Origin of the sequence: Klebsiella sp. D-Nf1, from assembly GCF_002810515.1 — a bacterium.
GTDB lineage: Bacteria > Pseudomonadota > Gammaproteobacteria > Enterobacterales > Enterobacteriaceae > Klebsiella > Klebsiella variicola.
On record NZ_PIOK01000008.1, the window covers coordinates 66,241 to 85,768 of the forward strand.

The following is a 19,528-nucleotide window of genomic DNA, read 5'->3' on the forward strand; positions in this document are numbered from 1 at the left end:
CGCGGAGCGCGGCGGGCCGACCATCAGAGCGACAGGCGCATGGCGCAGCGCGACTCGGGCGGCAGGCCGTGTCGGGTCTCCTGTTCCCTTTTTGCCGCCAGCCCGGCAGGCAGGGTCAGCTCATCGAGCATGGTGAATCCCAGACGGGTATAAAACGGCGCATTCCACGGCACCTCGCGGAAGGTGGTGAGGGTTACCGCTGGGTAGCCCATCTGCCGTGCGCCCTCGATAACCTGCTTCAGCAGCATCCGGCCGATGCCCTGATGCTGCCAATCCTCGTGGACGGCGATTTCGACGATAAATAAGGCATCGTCGAGCGGTTCGGTCAGAATAAAGCCAATCGGTTGCCCGGCGGCTACCGCCAGCAGGCTATGCTCTGTTTCCAGATAATCATGATGACGCGCAACGCTAATCACCTCGCTGTCCGCCAGCCAGGCGAGAGAGGGGATCTGGCGAAATGCCTGGGCGGCAGAACGTTCAATGGCGGGCAGAAGGGCGATATCGCTCTCCTGAGTCAGGCGTAATACGGCACCGGCAGTTATAGTGTTAGTTTTCATCACCTCAGCATAGCAGCCCTCGGGAGAAAAGTATGGAGCTGACCGCCGTTCCCGCCACGCAGTTCAGCAGCGTGCAGTTAACGGATATTCTCAATGCCTGTTTTGAAGCCTATCTGGTGCCTGTTACCCAGTCGGTAGAGGGATTTGTACAGCGTTTTAGCGCCGAGGGGATGAGCCTGATCGATTCCCGCGTCTGGCTGGCCGGAGATGAACCGGCGGCGATCGCGATTGTCGCGCGCCGGGGAAGCGCCGCTCGCCTGGCCGCCTTTGCCCTGCGCCCGGCCTGGCGCGGCAAAGGCCTGGGCCGGGAACTGATGCAAGAGCTGCTAATGCGCCTGCAACAGCAGGGGATCGAGACGGTATCCCTGGAAGTGATCCGCGATAACCACGCGGCTGTCGCGCTATATCAGGCGCTGGGCTTTACGCGACGCTATGGGCTCTGCGGTTACCTGAGCAATGAACCTCTGGTTCCGGTAGCGGGTGTATTACAGCTTTATCCCACCCTGGCCCTGCTACGGCGCGCCATTGACGAGAGTAATAGTCAGCTCCCCTGGCTGCTGGATCCGCTCACCTTCGCCACCCTGCCCTGTCAGGTCGTGACGCTGGAACAGCGCGCCTTCGCGGTACTAACGACGGCGGGCTCGCGGCCTGTATTGCAGTTTCTGTGGGTGGAGCCCGCCGCCCGCCGTCAGGGGCTGGCGCGTGAGCTACTGGTGACGCTGGCGCAGCAGTTCCCGGGTGTGGGTACTTCGGTGACGATCCCGGAAACGTTTACGCCGCTGTTTGCCGCGGCGGGATATGCGCCGCTATCGCTGCAGCAGTATGAAATGAGCGCAACGATGAATGCCCTGCGGTCAGCAGGGCGTTAAGATTCAGTCGTTACGCGGGTCACTAATCGGCTGGCGAACCAGGAAAATGTAGGCCAGTGCGCCGAGAGCGGTCACACAGCCGCATATAACCAGTGCCAGCTGGAAGGAATGGGTGGTATCGACAATAAATCCGGTCACCACCGGTGCGAATGAAGCGCAGATAAAGCTGGCGAAATTCTGAATACTGCCGACGGAAGCCGTCATTCTTGATGCTACGGCGACGTGGATCAATCCCCAGCAGGACGTTCCGGCAAAATGAATACAGAACAACGCCATACCGATTAACAGCACCGCCGCGATTGAGGTGGTGGCATGGGGCACGATCAGCGTAAACGCCGCGGAGCAGAACATCCCGGCAATAATGCAGATCTTGCGGCTTTTGATCGGGGCCATGCCGCCTTTGACCAGCCAGTCGGTGACGTAGCCATTGATCAGCATACCGGCGGCACCAAACAGGAAAGGAATGGCGGCCATAAACCCGGTACTTTTCAGATCGAGGTTATACGCCGTTTGCAGGTAACCCGGCAGCCATGCCAGATATAGCCACGCGGTATAGTTGATGCCGCTGAAGCCGAACATCATTCCCCACATGGTTTTGTTTTTAAACAGACTGCGCCATTCGGCAAAGCTCAGCGGGTCACGGCGCACGTTGACGCTTCCGGCATTAAGGTAGGCCTGCTCATCGGCGGTGAGGGGGATATCCTCCCGGTTGCGATAAAGCATATACCAGCCGATAGCGACAAAGATCCCCAGTACGCCGATGGTAATAAACATCCAGCGCCAGCCCATCATCAGCATCATCGCGGCAAGGATCGGCGGGCTGATCGCCACGCCAATCGTCGAGGCGGCGTTAAAGAAGCCCATTGGGCGACCGCGCTCTTTAATATTAAACCAGTCGTTGATCACCTTGACGCCGCACGGGTTCATCGGCGCTTCGCCGATCCCCATGCCGATACGCACCAGGACAAACTGGGTAAAGCTGTGCACCATCCCGGAGACCGCCTGAAATAGCGACCAAAAAAACATGCCCAGCCCCAGCATGATGCGTGGACCTTTGCGATCCAGCAGCGGCCCGCAGGGCAGTTGCGCAATGCCATAGGCCAGAGAGAAAACCGATAACAGCGCCCCGATTTCAGTGGCGGTAAGCCCTAACTCCTCGCGAATCGTTAAGTTCGCAACGGACAATGAACTTCGGTCGAGGTAGTTAATCACCGCCGCCAGAAATAACAGAATCATTGCCGTTGTTTGAATCTTTTTAATACGAGAACTACGTTGTAGTGTATTTTCTAAGGGCGCTGAAAGGGTTTCCGCTTCCCCCTTTTTAAAGTCGGTCTGCGGGTCTATGGTTATATTTTGTGATTCCACGCCTGACTCCTGATTATTATGTTTGAATGTCAAGTGACAACGAAGTGTTTAAACATCACCCACCTGTTTCACAGTAAAGTAAGTCGACTTGTTTTCAGCATAAATAACCTTTTTGAGGGCGCCGGATTACGTTTTTGGATTTGTGCTGTTGCTAATCATTTTCTGTTTTTAATCGGTACTTAATGCGCCAGCGATTCATTTTGCTTGAGAGAGTTAATCATGGATTGCTTCGCGGAGTTCAGGTGGTTACGTAGCGCCAGGTTGGCATCCAGATCGCTGCGACAGATGAGTGCGCTCAGGATCGTCATATGTTCATCAATGGCGATGATATTGCGCTGTTTAAGGTCGCTTTCATCCCACTGATAGTGGAAGTGAAAGATCACGGAAATAATTTCAAGTGATTGATTAAAAAATATATTATCAGCAGCGGAAAGCAGCAGCGAATGAAAATCACGATCGAGCTGGGAGAACATACGAAAGCTGTTGCCGATGCTGTCCCGCAGGGTGCGGTGGCGCTCGAGCAGGGTTTTGGCCTGCAGCCAGCGGGCATCGCTGTCCGGCAGATTAAGAAAATGTTGAAGTGCGTGGGTTTCCAGCATTTCCCGCAATTCGAACAGTTGTTCGGCCCAGGATTGCTCAAATTTCTTCATGTTCCACTGGCCGCGTTTTTCGCTTTCAATCAAGTTGTAGCGGCTGAATTTCAGTAAAAATTCTCTGACCACGACCGGGCTGACGCCCGCGGCACGCGCCAGTTGCAGTTCGGAGAACCGCTCCCCGGCGCGTAGCTGACGCTGGTTAATCATGGTGAAAAACGCTTGTTCAAAGAGACGGTTTTGTTCGGTCAGCGAGGCGCTGGAACCATCGAAGCCGTCCTGTACTTCTGGCTGACGAAGGATCTGGTAGTCGTGATTGACCTGGCTCAAGACGCCGCGCTCGCATAAGTGGCAAAGGATATGGCGCACCGTGGTACGGCTGATGTTATACATCTCCGCCAGTGCGCTTTGCGAGGGTAGCGGCGAGGGGATAAAGCCACGCGCCATATCGTTGATGACCTGGTTAATAACATTGTGACGTAGGTTTTGTGAGCGACTCATAACGTTTTCCTTTTTTATCCATTAAAGCCGGATTTAAAACAGTTTTGTGCGCGACATTTCACAGATTTTGCAATGACTTTCACTCTTTTTCTATTTTTCATTGATATCTAAGCCAACAAATACGGAGGCAATTATTATGACGTCGATGAATACTTTAGTGTGTCAGGAACCTAAAAAACTACACTGGGAAAAACGCCAGATTCCCATTCCCGGTGACGATGAAGTGCTCATTAAAATAAAAACGGTGGGGATTTGTGGCACGGATATTCACGCATGGGGCGGCAACCAACCTTTTTTTAGCTATCCGCGCGTTCTTGGACATGAAATATGCGGTGAGATAATTGGGCTGGGTAAAAATATTCTTAATTTGAAGAGCGGCCAACAGGTTGCTGTGATTCCCTATGTCGCCTGCCGCCAGTGTCCGGCCTGCCTGAGCGGCCGGACAAACTGCTGCGAGAAGATTTCGGTGATCGGCGTGCATCGCGACGGCGGGTTTAGCGAGTATCTCTGCGTGCCGGTCAAAAATCTGCTGGTGGTGGATGACGTCGAGCCGGAAGCCGCAGCGCTAATTGAACCCTTCGCCATCAGCGCCCACGCGGTGCGCCGCGCCGCTATCCGGGCAGGGGAGCAGGTGCTGGTGGTTGGCGCGGGCCCCATCGGCCTTGGGGCGGCGGCGATCGCTAAGGCTGACGGCGCGCAGGTGGTGGTGGCGGATACCAGCCCGGCGCGGCGCGATCATGTGGCGCAGCACCTTGGTCTGACAACGCTCGACCCTTCCGACCCGCAGTTTATCGAACAGCTGTGCGCAGCCTTCGGCGGTTCCCTGGCGCAAAAAGTGATCGACGCCACCGGAAATCAGTATGCGATGAATAACACCGTTAATTTAATCCGTCACGGCGGCAGCATTATTTTTGTTGGTCTGTTTAAGGGGGAACTGCAGTTCTCTGACCCGGAATTTCATAAGAAAGAGACGACGATGATGGGCAGTCGTAATGCGACGGAAGAGGACTTTGCCAAAGTCGGGCGGCTGATGGCCGAGGGGAAAATCACCGCCAGGATGATGCTGACCCACCGTTACGATTTCAGGTCGCTGGCGGACATTTACGAAAGCGAAGTGATTAATAATCGCCAGCTGATCAAAGGCGTCATTCATTTTTAGCAGGTAATCTTATGAAATCGTTAAACAGACAAGATTTTCCCGGGCCGCAGTACCCGACGCGCGCGATTCAGTTCGGCGAGGGCAACTTTCTGCGGGCGTTTATCGACTGGCAGTTGGATCTGCTGAACGCGCAAACCGATCTGGCGGCAGGCGTGACCATCGTTCGCCCGATCAACACCGCGTTTCCGCCGTCGCTCAATACCCAGGATGGACTCTACACCACGGTGATCCGCGGACTGGACGAACGCGGCGAGGCGGTGAGCGAGGCGCGGATTATTCGCTCCGTTAATAACGAGATCAATCCCTGGCAGGATTTTGCCGGCTATCTGGCGCTGGCTCGAAATCCGGCGATCGCGTTCGTATTTTCAAACACCACCGAAGCGGGCATCAGCTATCACGCCGGAGACCGGCCTGACGATAAGCCGCCGGTTAGCTTCCCGGCGAAACTGGCCCAGCTGCTGCTCGAACGGTTCCGCCATTTCAACGGCGCAGTGGATAAGGGGTGGACGATTATCCCCTGCGAGCTGATCGACTACAACGGCGAAGCGCTGAAGGCGCTGGTGCTACGCTACGCCAAAGAGTGGCAACTGCCTGCGGCTTTTCGCGACTGGGTTGAGACCGCCAATACATTTTGTTCGACGCTGGTTGACCGCATCGTCACCGGCTATCCGCGTGAGGATGCGGAAAAGCTGGAGGCGGAGCTGGGCTACCATGATGCTTTCCTTGATACCGCCGAATACTTTTGGTTATTCGTCATTCAGGGTCCGCAGGCGCTGGCGGAAACGCTGCGGCTGGATCGCTACCCGCTTAATATCCGCATCGTAGAGAATATCCGGCCCTATAAAGCGCGCAAGGTTGCCATTCTTAACGGTGCGCATACCGCGCTGGTGCCGGTAGCATGGCTGTGCGGGGTGAATACCGTTGGTGAAGCGATGCAGGACGAAGCCATTCGCCATTATGTACAGCAGACGATTGATGAAGAGATTATCCCGGCGCTCGATTTACCGGCCGAGGAGCTTCGTCAGTTTGCCGATGCGGTCACCGGGCGCTTTCTTAATCCCTATATTCGCCATCAATTGCTCTCCATCGCCCTGAATGGCATGACTAAGTTCCGCACCCGGATCCTGCCGCAGCTGCTGACGACTATCCGCCAGCACGGCGCGATCCCGCCGCGGCTAACGTTTGCCCTGGCGGCGCTTATCGCCTTCTATCGCGGCCAACGCGACGGACAGGTGTATCCGCTGCAGGATGATGACGTCTGGCTAACCCGTTTTGCCGAAGGATGGGCTCAGGTGGCGAACGGCAGCCCACTGCATGAACTGGTCACGGACGTCCTGCAGGATGCAGCGCACTGGGGTGAGGATCTGACGGCCATTCCCGGCCTTGCCGACCAGGTCACGCGCTATCTGGAAATGATTTTGAGCGCGGGGATGCGGGAGGCTATGGCGCGGCTGTAACGGGGCTGTTGATGGCGGCCAGCCGGGCTGGCCGCCATGCTATTCTCCGAGGCGCTTCCCAGAAAATTATCGTCAAACCCCACCGGGCAAAAACCGGTGGTAGAGTCCGGCTTTCCTTCTCTTTCAGGCAAGCGGATGGCCATGAAAAAACGGATGACCTCGACGCCGCACGATGCGGTCTTTAAACGATTTCTTCGCCACCCGGAGACGGCGAATGATTTCCTCACCCTCTACCTTCCAGAAGCGATCCGCCAGCGGTGCGATTTCGCGACCCTGAGACTGCAATCGGCGAGCTTTATCGATGAGGATCTGCGCGCCTGGTATTCGGACGTCCTCTGGTCGGTACAAACCACCTGCGGTGCGGGGTATGTTTACGTGGTGATAGAGCATCAGAGCTCGCCGGATAACCATATGGCGTTTCGCCTGATGCGCTATGCGATTGCCGCGATGCAGCGCCACCTGGATGCCGGACACAAAACGCTGCCGTTGGTGGTGCCGATGCTTTTTTATCACGGTGTGACCAGTCCATACCCCTTTTCCCTCAACTGGCTGGATGAGTTTGCCGACCCGCAGCTGGCGAAGACGCTGTATGGCTGTCCGTTTCCGTTGATCGACGTTACGGTGATGCCAGATGATGACATCGTGCAACATCGGCGAGTCGCCTTGCTGGAGCTGATGCAAAAACATATTCGCCAGCGCGATCTCAGCGGCATAACGGAGTCGTTGGCGGCCGTTGTGATGCTGGGATACACTAACCGTCGGCAGTTGAGAATACTGTTTCACTATATGCTGCAGTACGGTAATACGGCCGAGCCGGGCGTGTTTCTCCGCCGGCTGGCCCGCCGTCTGCCACAGTATGAGGAGACACTGATGTCTATCGCGCAAAAGCTTAAGCAGGAAGGTCGGCAAGAAGGTCGTCAAGAAGGTCGACTAGAAGGCCGGGAAGAAGGGCACCAGGAGGGCTTGCAGGAAGGAAGCCGGCGCGAGGCGCTGCGTATTGCCGGCAGTATGTTACAAAATGGCCTCGACAAAGAGATGGTACAGAAAATCACAGGGCTTTCGGCTGATGAACTACAGCCGCTGTAGGGTTAACGCTCTGCCACGGCAACCGTTGCCCGGCGCGCAAACCCGCCGGGCAGGATGATTTTAGCCTTCGCTTTTCACCACTTTGATCTCCACCATGCCGATCCCCAACTGACGTGGGGAGTGACCAAGGATATTCCCCTCGTTGGTGGACTGCGGGTCCGGCGGAGTGATGGTCAGGGTGTTGCTGTGCGACGGGTTGTCGAAATGCAGCGTCGTAGTGGTTACGTCATTGGCCAGTGTAAGCACTTGCTCACTGTCTCCCACCCGCACCGGGATCGGCTTATTGGCGTTTGGGCCGTAGGCTTTGGCGGTGATCACCAGATCAAATTTTTCCGGTAGCGGCTCTTTATATTCAATCTTCACGTCGCTGCCCAGCTGGGCGTTGGACCACCGACCCCAGGACTCGGGACGCGAAATGCCGCTGAACTGCTTGACCTCTTCCGGGGCGCCGGCGACGTTAAACACGAAGCTGTCGGCCTTGTAGCGAATATCGTTGTCGACGACTTTTAGCGTCTCGACGTTCCCCTTATAGCGCTCCATATCGATAAGGGTGTCCCTGAAAGCGGTTTTGCCTTGCCACTGCGGCTTATCGACGTGCTGGACCTTCTGCTCACCGCCCAACTGCCCCTGCGAGACGCACCAGTCGGTGGAGAGCGCCAGCTCAGGCGACCACAGTTGCCCCATTTTATAGCAGCGATCGACCCACACGAAATTGTCCCGCGGCGCGAAATCGGCCAGCTGGAAGCGCAACGGCGCGGAGTATTCGCTCTCCGGCAGCGGTTCAACGCGCTGGTCCGATACCCGCAGCAGCAGCGGCAAACGGAAATGGCTGCCGGAGAAAGCGATCATGTTCTTCTGCGAGTCGATAGTGAAGTTTTTCATCTCTTTCGGGAAGTTCCACAGGCGGATCACGTCCGGTTTCCAGGCCAGCACTTTCTCTTTCATATTCAAGAAAATACCGGAGAGCGACTGGCCGGAGAGGCTGCTGCGCCCGAGGCCGATAAAGTTATCGCCGCCGAGAATATCCAGCACCGTCGCGCCGTTATCCATGGTGTTGCGTTTCACCGCCAGCGTCTCCTGCTGCGGTTGATCGCCGCGCAACACGAAGAACAGATTGCTGCGATCGTGCTTGTTGAGATAATCCCAGGCGCTGTTTTTCATGGCCAGGTGATCGGAAGAGACCACGATGACCGTGTTTTTGAAATAGGGTGAGGCTTTGATCTTCTCGATCAGCGCGGCGATATGTTCCTGGCTGCAGCTAACGGCGCTGAAGGAGAGGTTTTTCTTACCGTCCACGTCATAGCGTTTACGCTCGCAGGTGCGCGAGATAAAGCCGTCGGGGTGGTGAGTATCCACCGTCAGGGCGAACAGTGAGAAGCGTTTACCGGAGCGCGACAGCTCTTCGAATTTTTTCCACGTCTCATCGAGCACGGTGTCGTCATAGAAACCCCAGTCGTTGCGATAGGCGGGATCCGCTACCGTAGTTTTGAGCTCTTCCGCCCCGTACAGGTGATCGAAGCCGTGGGATTTGAGAAACACGTCTTTGCCGGCAAAGCGCAGGTTGGCTCCCTGCACAAAGTAGTTTTCATAGCCGGAGTTTTTCAGGATATCGCCAAGGCAGATATTCTGCGGGAAGAAGCTGGAGACCGAGGCCGAGGCGTTGCCTTCAAACGGCGCGAACAGCGGAATGCCGCACTGCGAGGCGACCATACCGGCGATGGTGTAATCCGTCCCCGGGAGCTGCATGGTATTGCTGAAATCGAGGCCCTGATCTTTTATTTTGCCGAGCTCAGGGGTGAGGTTAGGAAAGGCGTCGTTATCAAAATAGGTACGCTCGAGGCTTTCGCCATAGATATAGACCAGGTTCAGCTGTGGATTGTCGATACGCTTCGACGGCTCTTTGTAGTATGCGGCAAAGTCCGGGTCACCTTCCCGTGACTGCGATTTCACCAGCTCGCTGATCTGATGGAAGGCCGGGCTGGCATCAACGGAGGCCAGCGCCAGCAGCAGCGCCGCCAGGCTGTAACCGACGTGATGAGGATGATGCCGACGGCGGCGCAGCACCCAGCCCAGCGCGCCAAAGACGGCAACCAGCGCGACGCCCACCCCGACGCCCGGCAGAATGTATTTGCCGATCCCGGCGCCAGTCAGGCTGTTGGTCAGGGTATAGAGCACCGCGTCGTTGATGCCGTCGCCGGTAAAATAGTCGCTGGCGTAGAGGGTGATGTTCAGCACCACGAACAGACCTAACACCGTGAGCGTGGCGGCAAACCACCAGGTGTTACGACCCGCTTTCCAGGCATAAAGCACCACCGAAGCTAAAAATAAGGCGATGGATAACAACTCTGACACAGCTCATCCTCATTAGCGCCAGTTGTCGGCTGGCAGAACAGATTACTTTTCACGCCACACTGTAATTGCAGCGCCATCTTGCTGCAATTCTAGCGTCATGAAACTGTGCAGTTATTCAGAATTGGTTTAGATGTTGCCTTTTTTGATCGGTGTCGCATCGGGTGTGGCGGGGAAGCGGAGAGGGAAAAAGGGTAAAAAAACCGTTTCAGGCCGCGCTGCCGTCGCGAAGGCGACAAACGCGGCATTAGCAGTACGTATCAGGAGAGGAAGTTAACGCCTTGTTTTAAGACCAGATCGCAGGCTTTGGTTTTCACCTGCTTCGCCAGCGAGCTGTTGCCAAGCGTATTCAGGTCCAGCTGCTGGCCGTTATTACTGTTGAGCAAGCCCTGCAGGCCATCGAGGTAGTTGGTGTCTTGTTTCTGTTTTTCCGGCGTGCTGAGTCCCAGTTTATCCAGTACCTGGTTTTTGACGTTATCGGCGCTGGTCACGGAGGCCAGCTTCTGTTGCGCGCAATATGACAGGATCCCGGCCGCATTATTCATGCTGCTGGCGGTCAGAGACTGGTTGCTGCCGCTGAGCAGGCTGGTTAGCGAGGAGACGGACATGCCGCCGCTGCCGGCCTGGGTGCTGCTGCCGCTAAGCTGGCTGGCGGCGCTGTTAAGAGAATCCTGCCAGGAGGCAGCGTGGGCGCCGGCGAGGGTAAATGCACTGGTGGCAAGCGCGGCAAGTAAGCCATTTTTAAACGATTTCATAGACGGACTCATAAGCGTGACTGAATAATCGCTTTAGTATAACGCCGTCGTCGTCCGGAAATCTCTTAATACTCCTTGCCAGTGACGCGGTGTCGGTAACTTTCCCAGTTGAAGATAACCCACAGGCTGTTCCCCAGCCGCATACGGTCCATTACCCGCTCGCCGAGCAGCTTGTTCATCTCTTCCATATTGCTGTTGGTGAGCATCCCGGTAGGCCGTTTGGATGAAGAACGACGGTCAACTATCTGATTGATAATGACCTTCTCATAGCGAGACTCCGTCTGCATACCAATTTCATCAATCACCAACAGGTCGACTTTGCTGAGGTCGCTCAGCAACTGCTCTTCGCTCGTTTCCCGGTTGCCAAAGGTATCTTTCATCGCCGACATAATATCGGCCACGGTGATGATTAAGACCGACTTCCCGCGCAGCAGCAGCTCGTTGCAGATGGCTGCCGCCAGGTGGTTTTTGCCGGTGCCAGGTTTGCCGGAGAAGATAAAGCTGGCGATATTGCCATCGAACTCTTCCACATACTGACGTGCGCGGGCGAGGGCGTTCATCTGTCCTTCGCACTCGACGCGGTAGTTATCAAAGGAACAGTTCTGATGCAGCGGGCGGATCCCTGAGCGGTTGAAGGTGCGCTGCATTTTCATCGCGCGGTTCTCCCGCTCCAGCGCTTCGGAACGCAGCCGGCCTTGCTCTTTTTGCCAGGCCAGCAGCTCTTCGCCGGTTTTAAACGCCGGTTCGATATGGGCCGGCATCATTTTCTGCAGACGCTTCATCAGGTCGCCCACGTTTTTCATGCTCATCCTCGGAAACCTCGTGGAATATGACTGTCGGGTTCGCTCACGCTGTTCACATCGCGCTTCGGCTGTCCGCCGTTGCTGGTGCGGCTGATTTGCACGCTGCGCGCCAGCTTCTGCTGCCACTGCACGTGGTGAAACACTTTACCTTCCGCCTGCCAGTAAGCGACGAAGGCGGCCAGCTCTTCCGGCGTGACTGGCTGGCTCAGGGCAATGCCCCACAGCGCGGCCAGGCGCTGAAAATCGGCGTCCGGCTGCCAGTCCGCGTACATGGCAAATTTGCCCATAGGCACCGCAACCGGCGCCGCGGCGGGCTCCTCGAAAAACTGCGGGTCAAGCGCGATGTCGCTGCCGGGGCGCGCCAGCCGGGCTTCCAGCTCCAGCAACTGCGCCAGCCGCGCTGGCGTCAGCGCATAGAATGCCGGCGCGTTATTGGCAAAAACGGCAACGGTGCCGTCAGTCGATTTCGCCAGCAGCGTCGCGTGCTGCTGGAGGAACTCTTCCAGGCCGCTAAAATGGGAGGTTAAAATTCGCGAAGACATAACTCTATCTCAACTCTGAACTGCAAAGAGTGGGGTGATCTGCACATAGTAGCACAGAGCCCATCGCGGAAGGAGCGTCGCGGCTGTACCGCGACGCCGGGGTCAGACGCGAGGGCGCTTGCGATACAGCCACAGACCGGGTATCGACAGGCCAATAGAAAGGGCGCCCACAATAGACGACGCCTTTAAAAAATTGCTCAGCAGCAAAATCATCATCTCTTCAGAATAGCCAAAATGGCTGATCTTTACCGCGGAGATCATCGCGGTATAGGCCGAGATGCCGGGAAACATCGGGATCACGGCGGCGACGGTAAAAATCTTCGGATGCGCCAGATACCAGCGTGACCACTGAATGCCGATGCTGCCCACCAGCAGAGCGGCGAGAAAGGTGGCCCATTCAATGTTAAAACCGGCGCTCATCATGACCATGCGCGAGCCGTGGCCGATCGCCCCCAGCAGCGCGCACCAGCGCAAGGCGCGCTGGGGGACATTAAAGACCATGGCAAAACCGACGGCGGGGATAGCCGCCAGCAGCATGTCTTCCGCCAGTGCGAAAATAAACGAGATTATGCCCATCCGCGCAGCCCCCATACGGTCATCGCCATCACCACGCCAATGCAGGTGGCAAGGGTTAACAGGCTGGCGATCGCCCAGCGGGCGAGCCCCGTATTAATATGCCCTTTAAACATATCGGCGACGGCGTTGATCAAAGGAAAACCCGGAACCAGCAACAGAACGCTGGCGGCCATGGCAATGGTTGGCGTGCTGGCAAAGGCCGGGAGGCGCAGCAGCAGCCCGGAGATGGTGGTGGCGACAAAGGCGGTGATGCAGAAGTTGATCTGCGGATGCATGGACCGGTGAGTCAGCACCTGACGAATGTACATGGCTACCGTACTGGCGCAGAAGCTGACCAGCGCGCCGTCCCAGCCGCCGTTATTCAGTTTGCAGAAACAGGCGCAGGAGAGCCCCACCATGATGACCAGCAGCCAGCGCGGATAACGCAAGGGAACGATCTGTGCAAAGCGCTTCTCGACGTCGCGATAGTCCAGCAGCTTATGTTCGGCGAGGATCACAATATGCTGCACTTCCGTCACCACATGCATATTGATGCCGCGGTCGACATTTTTACGCGTTGAGGTGAGACATTCGCCATCTTTAATGGTGGTCAGCACGATGGCATTAGACGAGATGGCGCTTTCGACGCTGTCCATTCCCAGCGCCCGTCCGAGGCGGGTGGAAAGCTCTTCCACCAGCGCACTTTCGGCGCCGTGCTGTAACAAAAAAAGACCACACTGGATGCACAATCGTGTGATTGCCCGCTGCTGTGACCGATCAACCTGCATAATTCCTCTGCTGTCCGCGACGTCTGGTTATCTGTCGATACTTTAACCTGAAGCGCCGTAGCGGCTGAGGGGGGCGGGATCAAATAATATGCAAAAATGTCCCAGCTGGCGGGGCGGCAGAATTTGAAGCGTCCCACACTTTTGCCAGTTTGGTGAAAAGTGCAATTTTTGTCGCCATTCATCCCTTCTTTTTCCCGTCTGACTTATCAAAAATGCAGGAAAGAACTTTTATTAAACAAAAATTATACAAATAATTAACCCTGCAAGAGTGAGACAACCCTATGAAAACACAGGTCGCGATTATTGGCGCAGGCCCCTCCGGGCTGCTGCTGGGGCAGTTGCTGCACAATGCCGGGATCCATACCGTGATCCTCGAGCGTCAAACGCCACAGTATGTGCTGGGGCGCATCCGCGCGGGAATTCTGGAAAGCGGCACCGTCGATCTGCTACGCGAAGCGGGCGTGGCGCAGCGGATGGATGCCGAAGGCCTGGTGCATCATGGGGTGGAGTTTCTGTTTGACGGCCAGCGGGTACCCGTCGCACTGAGCGAGCTGACTGACGGCAAGAGTGTGATGGTTTATGGCCAGACGGAAGTGACCCGCGACCTGATGGCGGCTCGGGCCGCCAGCGGCGCGCCGATCGTCTATGGCGTGAGCGAGGTGGCTATTCATGACGCGAAAAGCGACCGACCGACGGTCACCTACCTCAGCGAAGGTGAAACCTGCCGCCTGGAGTGCGACTTCATCGCCGGTTGCGACGGTTTTCACGGGGTGTCACGGCAAAGCATTCCCGCTGACATTCTCAAAACCTACGAGAGCGTGTGGCCGTTCGGTTGGTTAGGTCTGCTGGCGGATACGCCGCCGGTCAATCCGGAGCTTATTTATGCACACCATCAGCGGGGGTTTGTATTGTGTAGTCAGCGCTCACTTACGCGCAGCCGCTATTATCTGCAGGTTCCGCTGAGCGATAAGGTTGAAGCATGGTCGGACGAACGTTTCTGGCAGGAGCTGAAATGCCGCTTGCCGGAGGACCTGGCCTCCAGGTTAGTGACTGGTCACTCACTTGAGAAGAGCATTGCCCCGCTGCGTAGTTTCGTGGTGGAGCCGATGCAGTATGGGCGGCTGTTTCTGGTGGGAGATGCCGCACATATCGTTCCGCCAACCGGCGCCAAAGGGTTAAACCTGGCGGCATCGGACGTTAACTACCTGTGGCGGATCCTGCGCGAATACTACCATCGTGGCCGCAGCGATCTGCTGGCGACCTACTCGCAACTGGCGCTGGATCGGGTCTGGAAAGGGGAACGTTTTAGCTGGTTTATGACCCGCCTGCTGCACGATTTCCCGGACCAGAACGCGTTCGACGCCAAAATGCAGGCCGCCGACCGCCGCTACTATCTTGGCTCCCGTGCCGGGCTGACCACCATCGCGGAAAACTACGTGGGCTTGCCCATGGAACGCGTTACCTGACTAAAGAGGAGTGATTATGCCGCCCATGCAAGCCGTCCCCGTATTTAAGCTGTATGGCGAAGAGCGCGGCTGGCCAACGCCGGACCTGTTGCACTGTGAGTCAATTTTGCAGCGTAGCAGTCTGTACGAGTGGCATATTCGCGTTCATCAGCATGCGGAAATGGTCCAGCTCCTGTATCTGCATCAGGGCCGGGCAGAGATCGAAATTGAAGGTACCACCGCGGTGATGACGGCGTCCTGTATCCAGGTGGTTCCCGCCCTCTGTATTCATGGGTTTCATTTTTCGCCCGGGACGCAGGGGTATGTGCTCTCTCTGGCGCTGCCGCTGCTGAGCCGGTTTGAAAATCAGTTCGGTCGGCCGCTGGATGTGCTTAGCGTACCGCAGTGCGTGCCGGTAGGCCGTTCCCGGGGGCGTATGCATACACTATTTTCCGCGCTTCGCGAGGAGTATTGCGAAGAGCATGATGCGCGGGAGATGATGCTGTACTCGCTGCTGGGGACGCTGCTGGTCTGGCTGAACCGGCAGTGCCACCCCGCACCGCCCGCGGAAGATAAAGCGGAGCGGAAGCGCAGTATGATGCGTCACTTTTCCCGGCTTATTGAGAGTCACTACCGACAGCATCTCCCGCTGGCGGAGTATGCGAAGCTGATTGGGTTGTCGGTCACGCACTTAAATTATTTATGCCGCGAGTTTTATGGCTGTAGCGCTCTGGGGGTATTGCATCAACGCCTGATGCTTGAAGCGCGACGTAATCTGCAGTACACCCGCATGACGGTAACGCAACTCTCTGATTACTTAGGGTTTAGTGATGCCGCCTATTTTTCTCGCTTTTTCCGCCGCTATAGCGGCATGTCGCCTAAAGCATTTAGGGAAACAATCAAAGATAATGCTTTATAACGTTGGTGCCTGAAATTACTTTTGCTAAATGATAGTTTTATCTTTTCTAATTTATTAGCGCAGGAGCGTCTGTGTTAATATTAATCGCAAGTATACACAGTAATAATATTTACACGGTATGACCACGGTTCGGTCGTTACGTATACCGTGTACGCAGGCCATGAATATAGTTTTTATATTCATTCAAAGAATGATATGGCGGTGATGTTAAGCGCCAATTGTTTTTCGGTAGGCGAAGGAACTTCGACAGGAAGCGGAGGTGTTATGTTACCAGGACAAGGTAAATTTGGTGTCGTTATTAGTAAAATTCCCGTCATGCAGTCAGGGTTAAAGGTTATCTTCAATGAAAATCTCCCTGACTACGAACTCAGCTTTTGTCGTTCTCATGATGAGCTCACCCTTTTGCAACTGCGGCGGGCGGTGCTGGTCGTCGCGGATATCTCCGGCGAGATTGCGCATCCCCGGGCCGTTTGCGAGCGTTATTACTCCCTGATGACCCAGTATCGCGATATTCACTGGGTTTTTATGGTCAGCGACAGCCTCTATCCATTGGCCGTTGAGCTATTAATTCGCCCTGAAAGCTCGCTGATCTCCGAGAGCGAGCCGGTTAACCGGCTGATTGAGGTGATTTGCGCCGGCAGTCGTGCTGCCGAGCAAATTAGCCGGACGTTGTTCACCGGAGACGAGGATAGCGATTTCGCAAGCTACCACTCTGCGGCGATGCTGACCCTTTCGGAACGCAAGGTCTTGCGTCTTCTGGCAAAGGGATGGGGAATTAATCAGATCGCCGCGCTGTTGAAAAAGAGTAATAAAACCATCAGTGCGCAGAAAAATAGCGCAATGCGACGCTTATCACTGCGAAGTAATGCTGAAATGTATGCCTGGATCAACAGCGTGCAGGGAATGCAAGAGCTGAATATCAATTCAGCTTACGGGGAGCAAATGGAATGGAAAAAAATAGCACAACCCGCCATGTCGCCATCGTAGAAAAATGTGTGATGACGGAAATGGCCTGGCGCTATATCTTTAGTCGTGAAGATAATAGCCGATACCATATTCATTTTTTTAAAAATGTCAGTACGCTCAGGGCAGTGGAAACATCATTTCCCTGGTCAGCAATTATCTTTTCACTTTCGGGGAGTCGTTCATCAAGAGCCGAGAGTTTACTTTTTCTTCATGAAATGGCGCGAGGCCGACCGGAAGTACAAACGATTATTCTCGCTAATAATGAAAGTGAAATGCACCTGATCGGCCATCTTATGCCGGCCTGCCTGCATGGCATATTGAATAAATCCGCACCGCGACGCGGATTACAGGAGAGTTTGTTACAGCTGCTGGACAATCATCATCTCAGCGGCAGCGAGCAATTTTGCGACAGAGAGGCGTGCAACGATCCGTTAAGCCCAACGGAGCACGCCATTCTTCGCTATATGTCCTGGGGATATTCACTTTCTGAAATTGCGATACAGCTGAACCGGAACATTAAAACTATCCGCGCGCATAAATTTAACGCCATGACCAAGCTCGGCGTTCGCTCAGACATTGGTTTATTAAACGCGGCGGATATCTTGCTGCATTTACCGGTGAATGGCGCGAACAACGCCGTTAAACAGGTGGCGTAACGCGGCTATAAACACACATCTACCCATGTCGCATCGGTGAGCTGCGCCATTCGTTCTGGTTCAATACGAACGGCGCTGTGAATGGCTCCCGCTGCGGGTAGCACCTCCTGATAGTGCCTGAGCGAGACGTCGCAATAGACGGCCAGCGGGTTTTCCAGACCAAAAGGGCACACGCCGCCTACCGGATGACCGGTCCAGGTCACCACCTCATCGCTGCTTAACATTCTGGCTTTCGCACCAAAGGTCTCTTTCAGCTTTTTGTTATCCAGCCGCGCATCGCCCCTGGCGACGATCAGTACAATCTTATCCTTGATCTTGAGCGACAGCGTTTTGGCGATTTGTCCCGGCTCAACATTGTGCGCGGCAGCGGCGAGCGCGACGGTGGCGGTACTCTGATTTAACTCAATAATTTCGATATCGGGGGCGTGTTCGGCAAAAAACTGCCGTACAGACTGCAGACTCATTGGATTCTCCTGATTTAAGCCTGGTTAAATCTGTCACAAGCCTGGCGGAGTGTAAATAACAGCGCGGACAATCCAGATTCTTTCTATTTTGTCGATCTCCTTCACATTCACCGTAACCGGTTACTGTAACCGGTTGCGGTTGGGCGCGTAGAGATGAATACTGGAACAGTCACTTCTCACTTTATTTATAACATAAGAGCCGTGTATGAATCGTTGCGTCATGAGCAGTATAGCCGGTAATCCATCAACGGCCTGCTGCATCAAAAAAGGTCATCGTAACGGCAGGGTAATCGTTGTTGGGCCAGTATCAATAGCCTGTCAGGAGGGCTACTATGTCTGCTAACCATGCTGCGTTTAATTTGATATTTCGCTTTGTAGAAAATTACATAAGCCCCATAGCAGGGCGGATCTCATCGCAGCGTCACGTCATGGCTATCCGTGACGGTTTTATCTCAGCGATGCCATTTATGATCGTCGGATCGTTCCTGCTGGTGTTTGCTTATCCACCTTTCTCACCGGATACCACCTGGGGTTTTGCCCGCGCCTGGCTGGATCTGGCAAAAGAGTTTGAGGGACGAATTCTGACCCCCTTTGATATGACGATGGGGATCATGTCGATCTACATCTGCGCGGCGATCTCTTATAACCTCGGTAAACACTACGAGAAATCCAATCAGCTTGATCCCTTTATGTGCGCAATGTTGTCGATCATGGCCTTTTTGTTGGTTGCCGCGCCGAAGACGCAGGGTACGCTACCGGTGGATAGCCTCGGCGGGACGGGGATCTTTACCGCCATTCTGGTGGCGATCTACTGCGTGGAGATGATGCGTTTTCTTAAGGCGCATAATATCGGCATTCGCTTGCCGGATCAGGTTCCGCCGATGATCAAAAACTCGTTTGATCTGTTGATCCCGGTGCTGGTGGTCGTGCTGACGCTCTATCCGCTGAGTCTGTTTATCCAGCACCATTTTGACATGCTGATCCCGCAGGCCATTATGGCCATCTTCAAACCGCTGGTTTCGGCAGCCGACTCTCTACCGGCAATTCTGCTGGCGGTGCTTATTGGCCACCTGCTGTGGTTTGCCGGGATCCACGGTGCCGCGATTGTCTCCGGGATGCTGCAGATGTTCTGGCTGACCAACCTCGGTATGAACCAGCAGGCGCTGGCCCAGGGGGCGCCTCTGCCGCATATCTTCATGGAGGCGTTCTGGACATTCTTCATAGTGGTTGGTGGTTCCGGGGCGACCATGGGGCTGGTGTTCTGTTATCTGCGTAGCCGCTCAGCGCATTTGCGCTCCATTGGCCGTCTGAGCGTGGTGCCAAGCCTGTTTAACATTAACGAGCCGGTTATCTTTGGGACGCCTATCGTCATGAATCCGGTGTTCTTTATTCCGTTCCTGCTGGCGCCAATGGTGAACGCGGTGCTGGCCTGGGCAGCAATGAAGCTGGATCTGATTGGCCGCGTTATCTCGGTGGTACCGTGGACGGCGCCAGCACCGATTGGCGGCGCCTGGGCGCTGGGCTGGGATTTTCGGGCGGCGGTTCTGGTGATCGTTCTGGCCTGCGTGTCGGCGATTATCTACTTCCCGTTCTTTAAGGTGTATGAGAAACAGCTGCTTGCTCAGGAAGCGGAAGAGGCCGAGCGGGCAGAGCAGGAGAGTCAACAGACCGCATAAATAGCAACGGGCGGCAAGGGCCG

The 19,528-nt window shown here is 55.5% G+C and carries 19 protein-coding genes; 9 read left to right on the forward strand and 10 right to left on the reverse strand.

What is annotated here, in order from left to right; translation table 11 throughout:
* Positions 1-23: 23 nt before the first annotated feature.
* The gene (locus CWM54_RS23855; protein WP_100698708.1) at positions 24-557 is read right to left on the reverse strand and encodes a GNAT family N-acetyltransferase; all 534 of its coding nucleotides are present in this window, start codon (positions 555-557) and stop codon (positions 24-26) included.
* A 32-nt stretch (positions 558-589) separates the two neighbouring features.
* Between CWM54_RS23855 and CWM54_RS23860 the strand changes: the two genes are divergently transcribed.
* The gene (locus CWM54_RS23860) at positions 590-1,426 is read left to right on the forward strand and encodes a GNAT family N-acetyltransferase (RefSeq protein ID WP_100698710.1); all 837 of its coding nucleotides are present in this window, start codon (positions 590-592) and stop codon (positions 1,424-1,426) included.
* Positions 1,427-1,429: 3 nt separating this feature from the next.
* Here CWM54_RS23860 and CWM54_RS23865 read toward each other — a convergent pair whose 3' ends face one another.
* On the reverse strand, positions 1,430-2,791 hold the full coding sequence (locus CWM54_RS23865; protein WP_061155863.1) for an MFS transporter: 1,362 nt from the start codon (positions 2,789-2,791) through the stop codon (positions 1,430-1,432).
* A gap of 179 nt (positions 2,792-2,970) precedes the next feature.
* Positions 2,971-3,885, reverse strand: coding sequence for a GntR family transcriptional regulator (locus CWM54_RS23870; protein WP_100681854.1), 915 nt, complete (start codon positions 3,883-3,885; stop codon positions 2,971-2,973).
* 136 nt (positions 3,886-4,021) lie between these two features.
* Here CWM54_RS23870 and CWM54_RS23875 point away from each other — a divergent pair, with 136 nt between their 5' ends.
* From CWM54_RS23875 to CWM54_RS23885, 3 genes are all read left to right on the forward strand, one after another.
* Positions 4,022-5,044, forward strand: a complete 1,023-nt coding sequence (locus tag CWM54_RS23875) for a zinc-binding alcohol dehydrogenase family protein (RefSeq protein ID WP_100681855.1) — start codon at positions 4,022-4,024, stop codon at positions 5,042-5,044.
* Positions 5,045-5,055: 11 nt separating this feature from the next.
* Complete coding sequence (locus CWM54_RS23880) at positions 5,056-6,501, forward strand: tagaturonate reductase (protein WP_100698712.1); 1,446 nt, start codon at positions 5,056-5,058, stop codon at positions 6,499-6,501.
* Positions 6,502-6,636: 135 nt separating this feature from the next.
* Entirely contained in the window at positions 6,637-7,587 is a 951-nt protein-coding gene (locus CWM54_RS23885) for an Rpn family recombination-promoting nuclease/putative transposase (protein ID WP_165785960.1), read from the forward strand.
* 60 nt (positions 7,588-7,647) lie between these two features.
* On the opposite strand, the gene opgB is transcribed toward CWM54_RS23885, so the two are convergent.
* From opgB to CWM54_RS23915, 6 genes are all read right to left on the reverse strand, one after another.
* Positions 7,648-9,939, reverse strand: a complete 2,292-nt coding sequence (gene opgB, locus CWM54_RS23890; protein ID WP_100698715.1) for a phosphatidylglycerol--membrane-oligosaccharide glycerophosphotransferase — start codon at positions 9,937-9,939, stop codon at positions 7,648-7,650.
* A 257-nt stretch (positions 9,940-10,196) separates the two neighbouring features.
* Positions 10,197-10,691, reverse strand: coding sequence for a DUF2501 domain-containing protein (locus tag CWM54_RS23895; RefSeq protein WP_100698717.1), 495 nt, complete (start codon positions 10,689-10,691; stop codon positions 10,197-10,199).
* Positions 10,692-10,756: 65 nt separating this feature from the next.
* The gene (gene dnaC / locus CWM54_RS23900) at positions 10,757-11,494 is read right to left on the reverse strand and encodes a DNA replication protein DnaC (RefSeq protein ID WP_008807545.1); all 738 of its coding nucleotides are present in this window, start codon (positions 11,492-11,494) and stop codon (positions 10,757-10,759) included.
* A gap of 2 nt (positions 11,495-11,496) precedes the next feature.
* Entirely contained in the window at positions 11,497-12,036 is a 540-nt protein-coding gene (gene dnaT / locus CWM54_RS23905; RefSeq protein ID WP_100698719.1) for a primosomal protein DnaT, read from the reverse strand.
* Positions 12,037-12,138: 102 nt separating this feature from the next.
* Positions 12,139-12,612: a threonine/serine exporter gene (locus tag CWM54_RS23910; RefSeq protein WP_012542936.1), complete on the reverse strand. Its 474-nt coding sequence runs from the start codon at positions 12,610-12,612 to the stop codon at positions 12,139-12,141.
* Positions 12,603-13,379, reverse strand: a complete 777-nt coding sequence (locus CWM54_RS23915; RefSeq protein ID WP_008807542.1) for a threonine/serine ThrE exporter family protein — start codon at positions 13,377-13,379, stop codon at positions 12,603-12,605. Before CWM54_RS23915 ends, CWM54_RS23910 begins: the two co-directional genes overlap by 10 nt.
* 281 nt (positions 13,380-13,660) lie before the next feature.
* Here CWM54_RS23915 and pobA point away from each other — a divergent pair, with 281 nt between their 5' ends.
* From pobA to bglJ, 4 genes are all read left to right on the forward strand, one after another.
* Entirely contained in the window at positions 13,661-14,845 is a 1,185-nt protein-coding gene (gene pobA, locus CWM54_RS23920; protein ID WP_061155856.1) for a 4-hydroxybenzoate 3-monooxygenase, read from the forward strand.
* Between the two features lie 16 nt (positions 14,846-14,861).
* Positions 14,862-15,743, forward strand: coding sequence for a helix-turn-helix domain-containing protein (locus CWM54_RS23925; RefSeq protein WP_061155855.1), 882 nt, complete (start codon positions 14,862-14,864; stop codon positions 15,741-15,743).
* A gap of 264 nt (positions 15,744-16,007) precedes the next feature.
* Positions 16,008-16,730: a helix-turn-helix transcriptional regulator gene (locus CWM54_RS23930; protein WP_008807539.1), complete on the forward strand. Its 723-nt coding sequence runs from the start codon at positions 16,008-16,010 to the stop codon at positions 16,728-16,730.
* Positions 16,691-17,365, forward strand: coding sequence for a DNA-binding transcriptional activator BglJ (gene bglJ, locus CWM54_RS23935; RefSeq protein WP_061155854.1), 675 nt, complete (start codon positions 16,691-16,693; stop codon positions 17,363-17,365). Before CWM54_RS23930 ends, bglJ begins: the two co-directional genes overlap by 40 nt.
* 5 nt (positions 17,366-17,370) lie before the next feature.
* Here the strand turns inward: bglJ and CWM54_RS23940 are convergent, their stop codons facing one another.
* Complete coding sequence (locus tag CWM54_RS23940; RefSeq protein ID WP_004151383.1) at positions 17,371-17,829, reverse strand: YbaK/EbsC family protein; 459 nt, start codon at positions 17,827-17,829, stop codon at positions 17,371-17,373.
* A 332-nt stretch (positions 17,830-18,161) separates the two neighbouring features.
* On the opposite strand from CWM54_RS23940, the gene CWM54_RS23945 reads away from it, so the two are divergent.
* Positions 18,162-19,505 carry a PTS sugar transporter subunit IIC gene (locus CWM54_RS23945; protein WP_061155853.1) on the forward strand — a complete coding sequence of 448 codons (1,344 nt, stop codon included), beginning with the start codon at positions 18,162-18,164 and terminating at the stop codon, positions 19,503-19,505.
* Positions 19,506-19,528 lie beyond the last annotated feature (23 nt).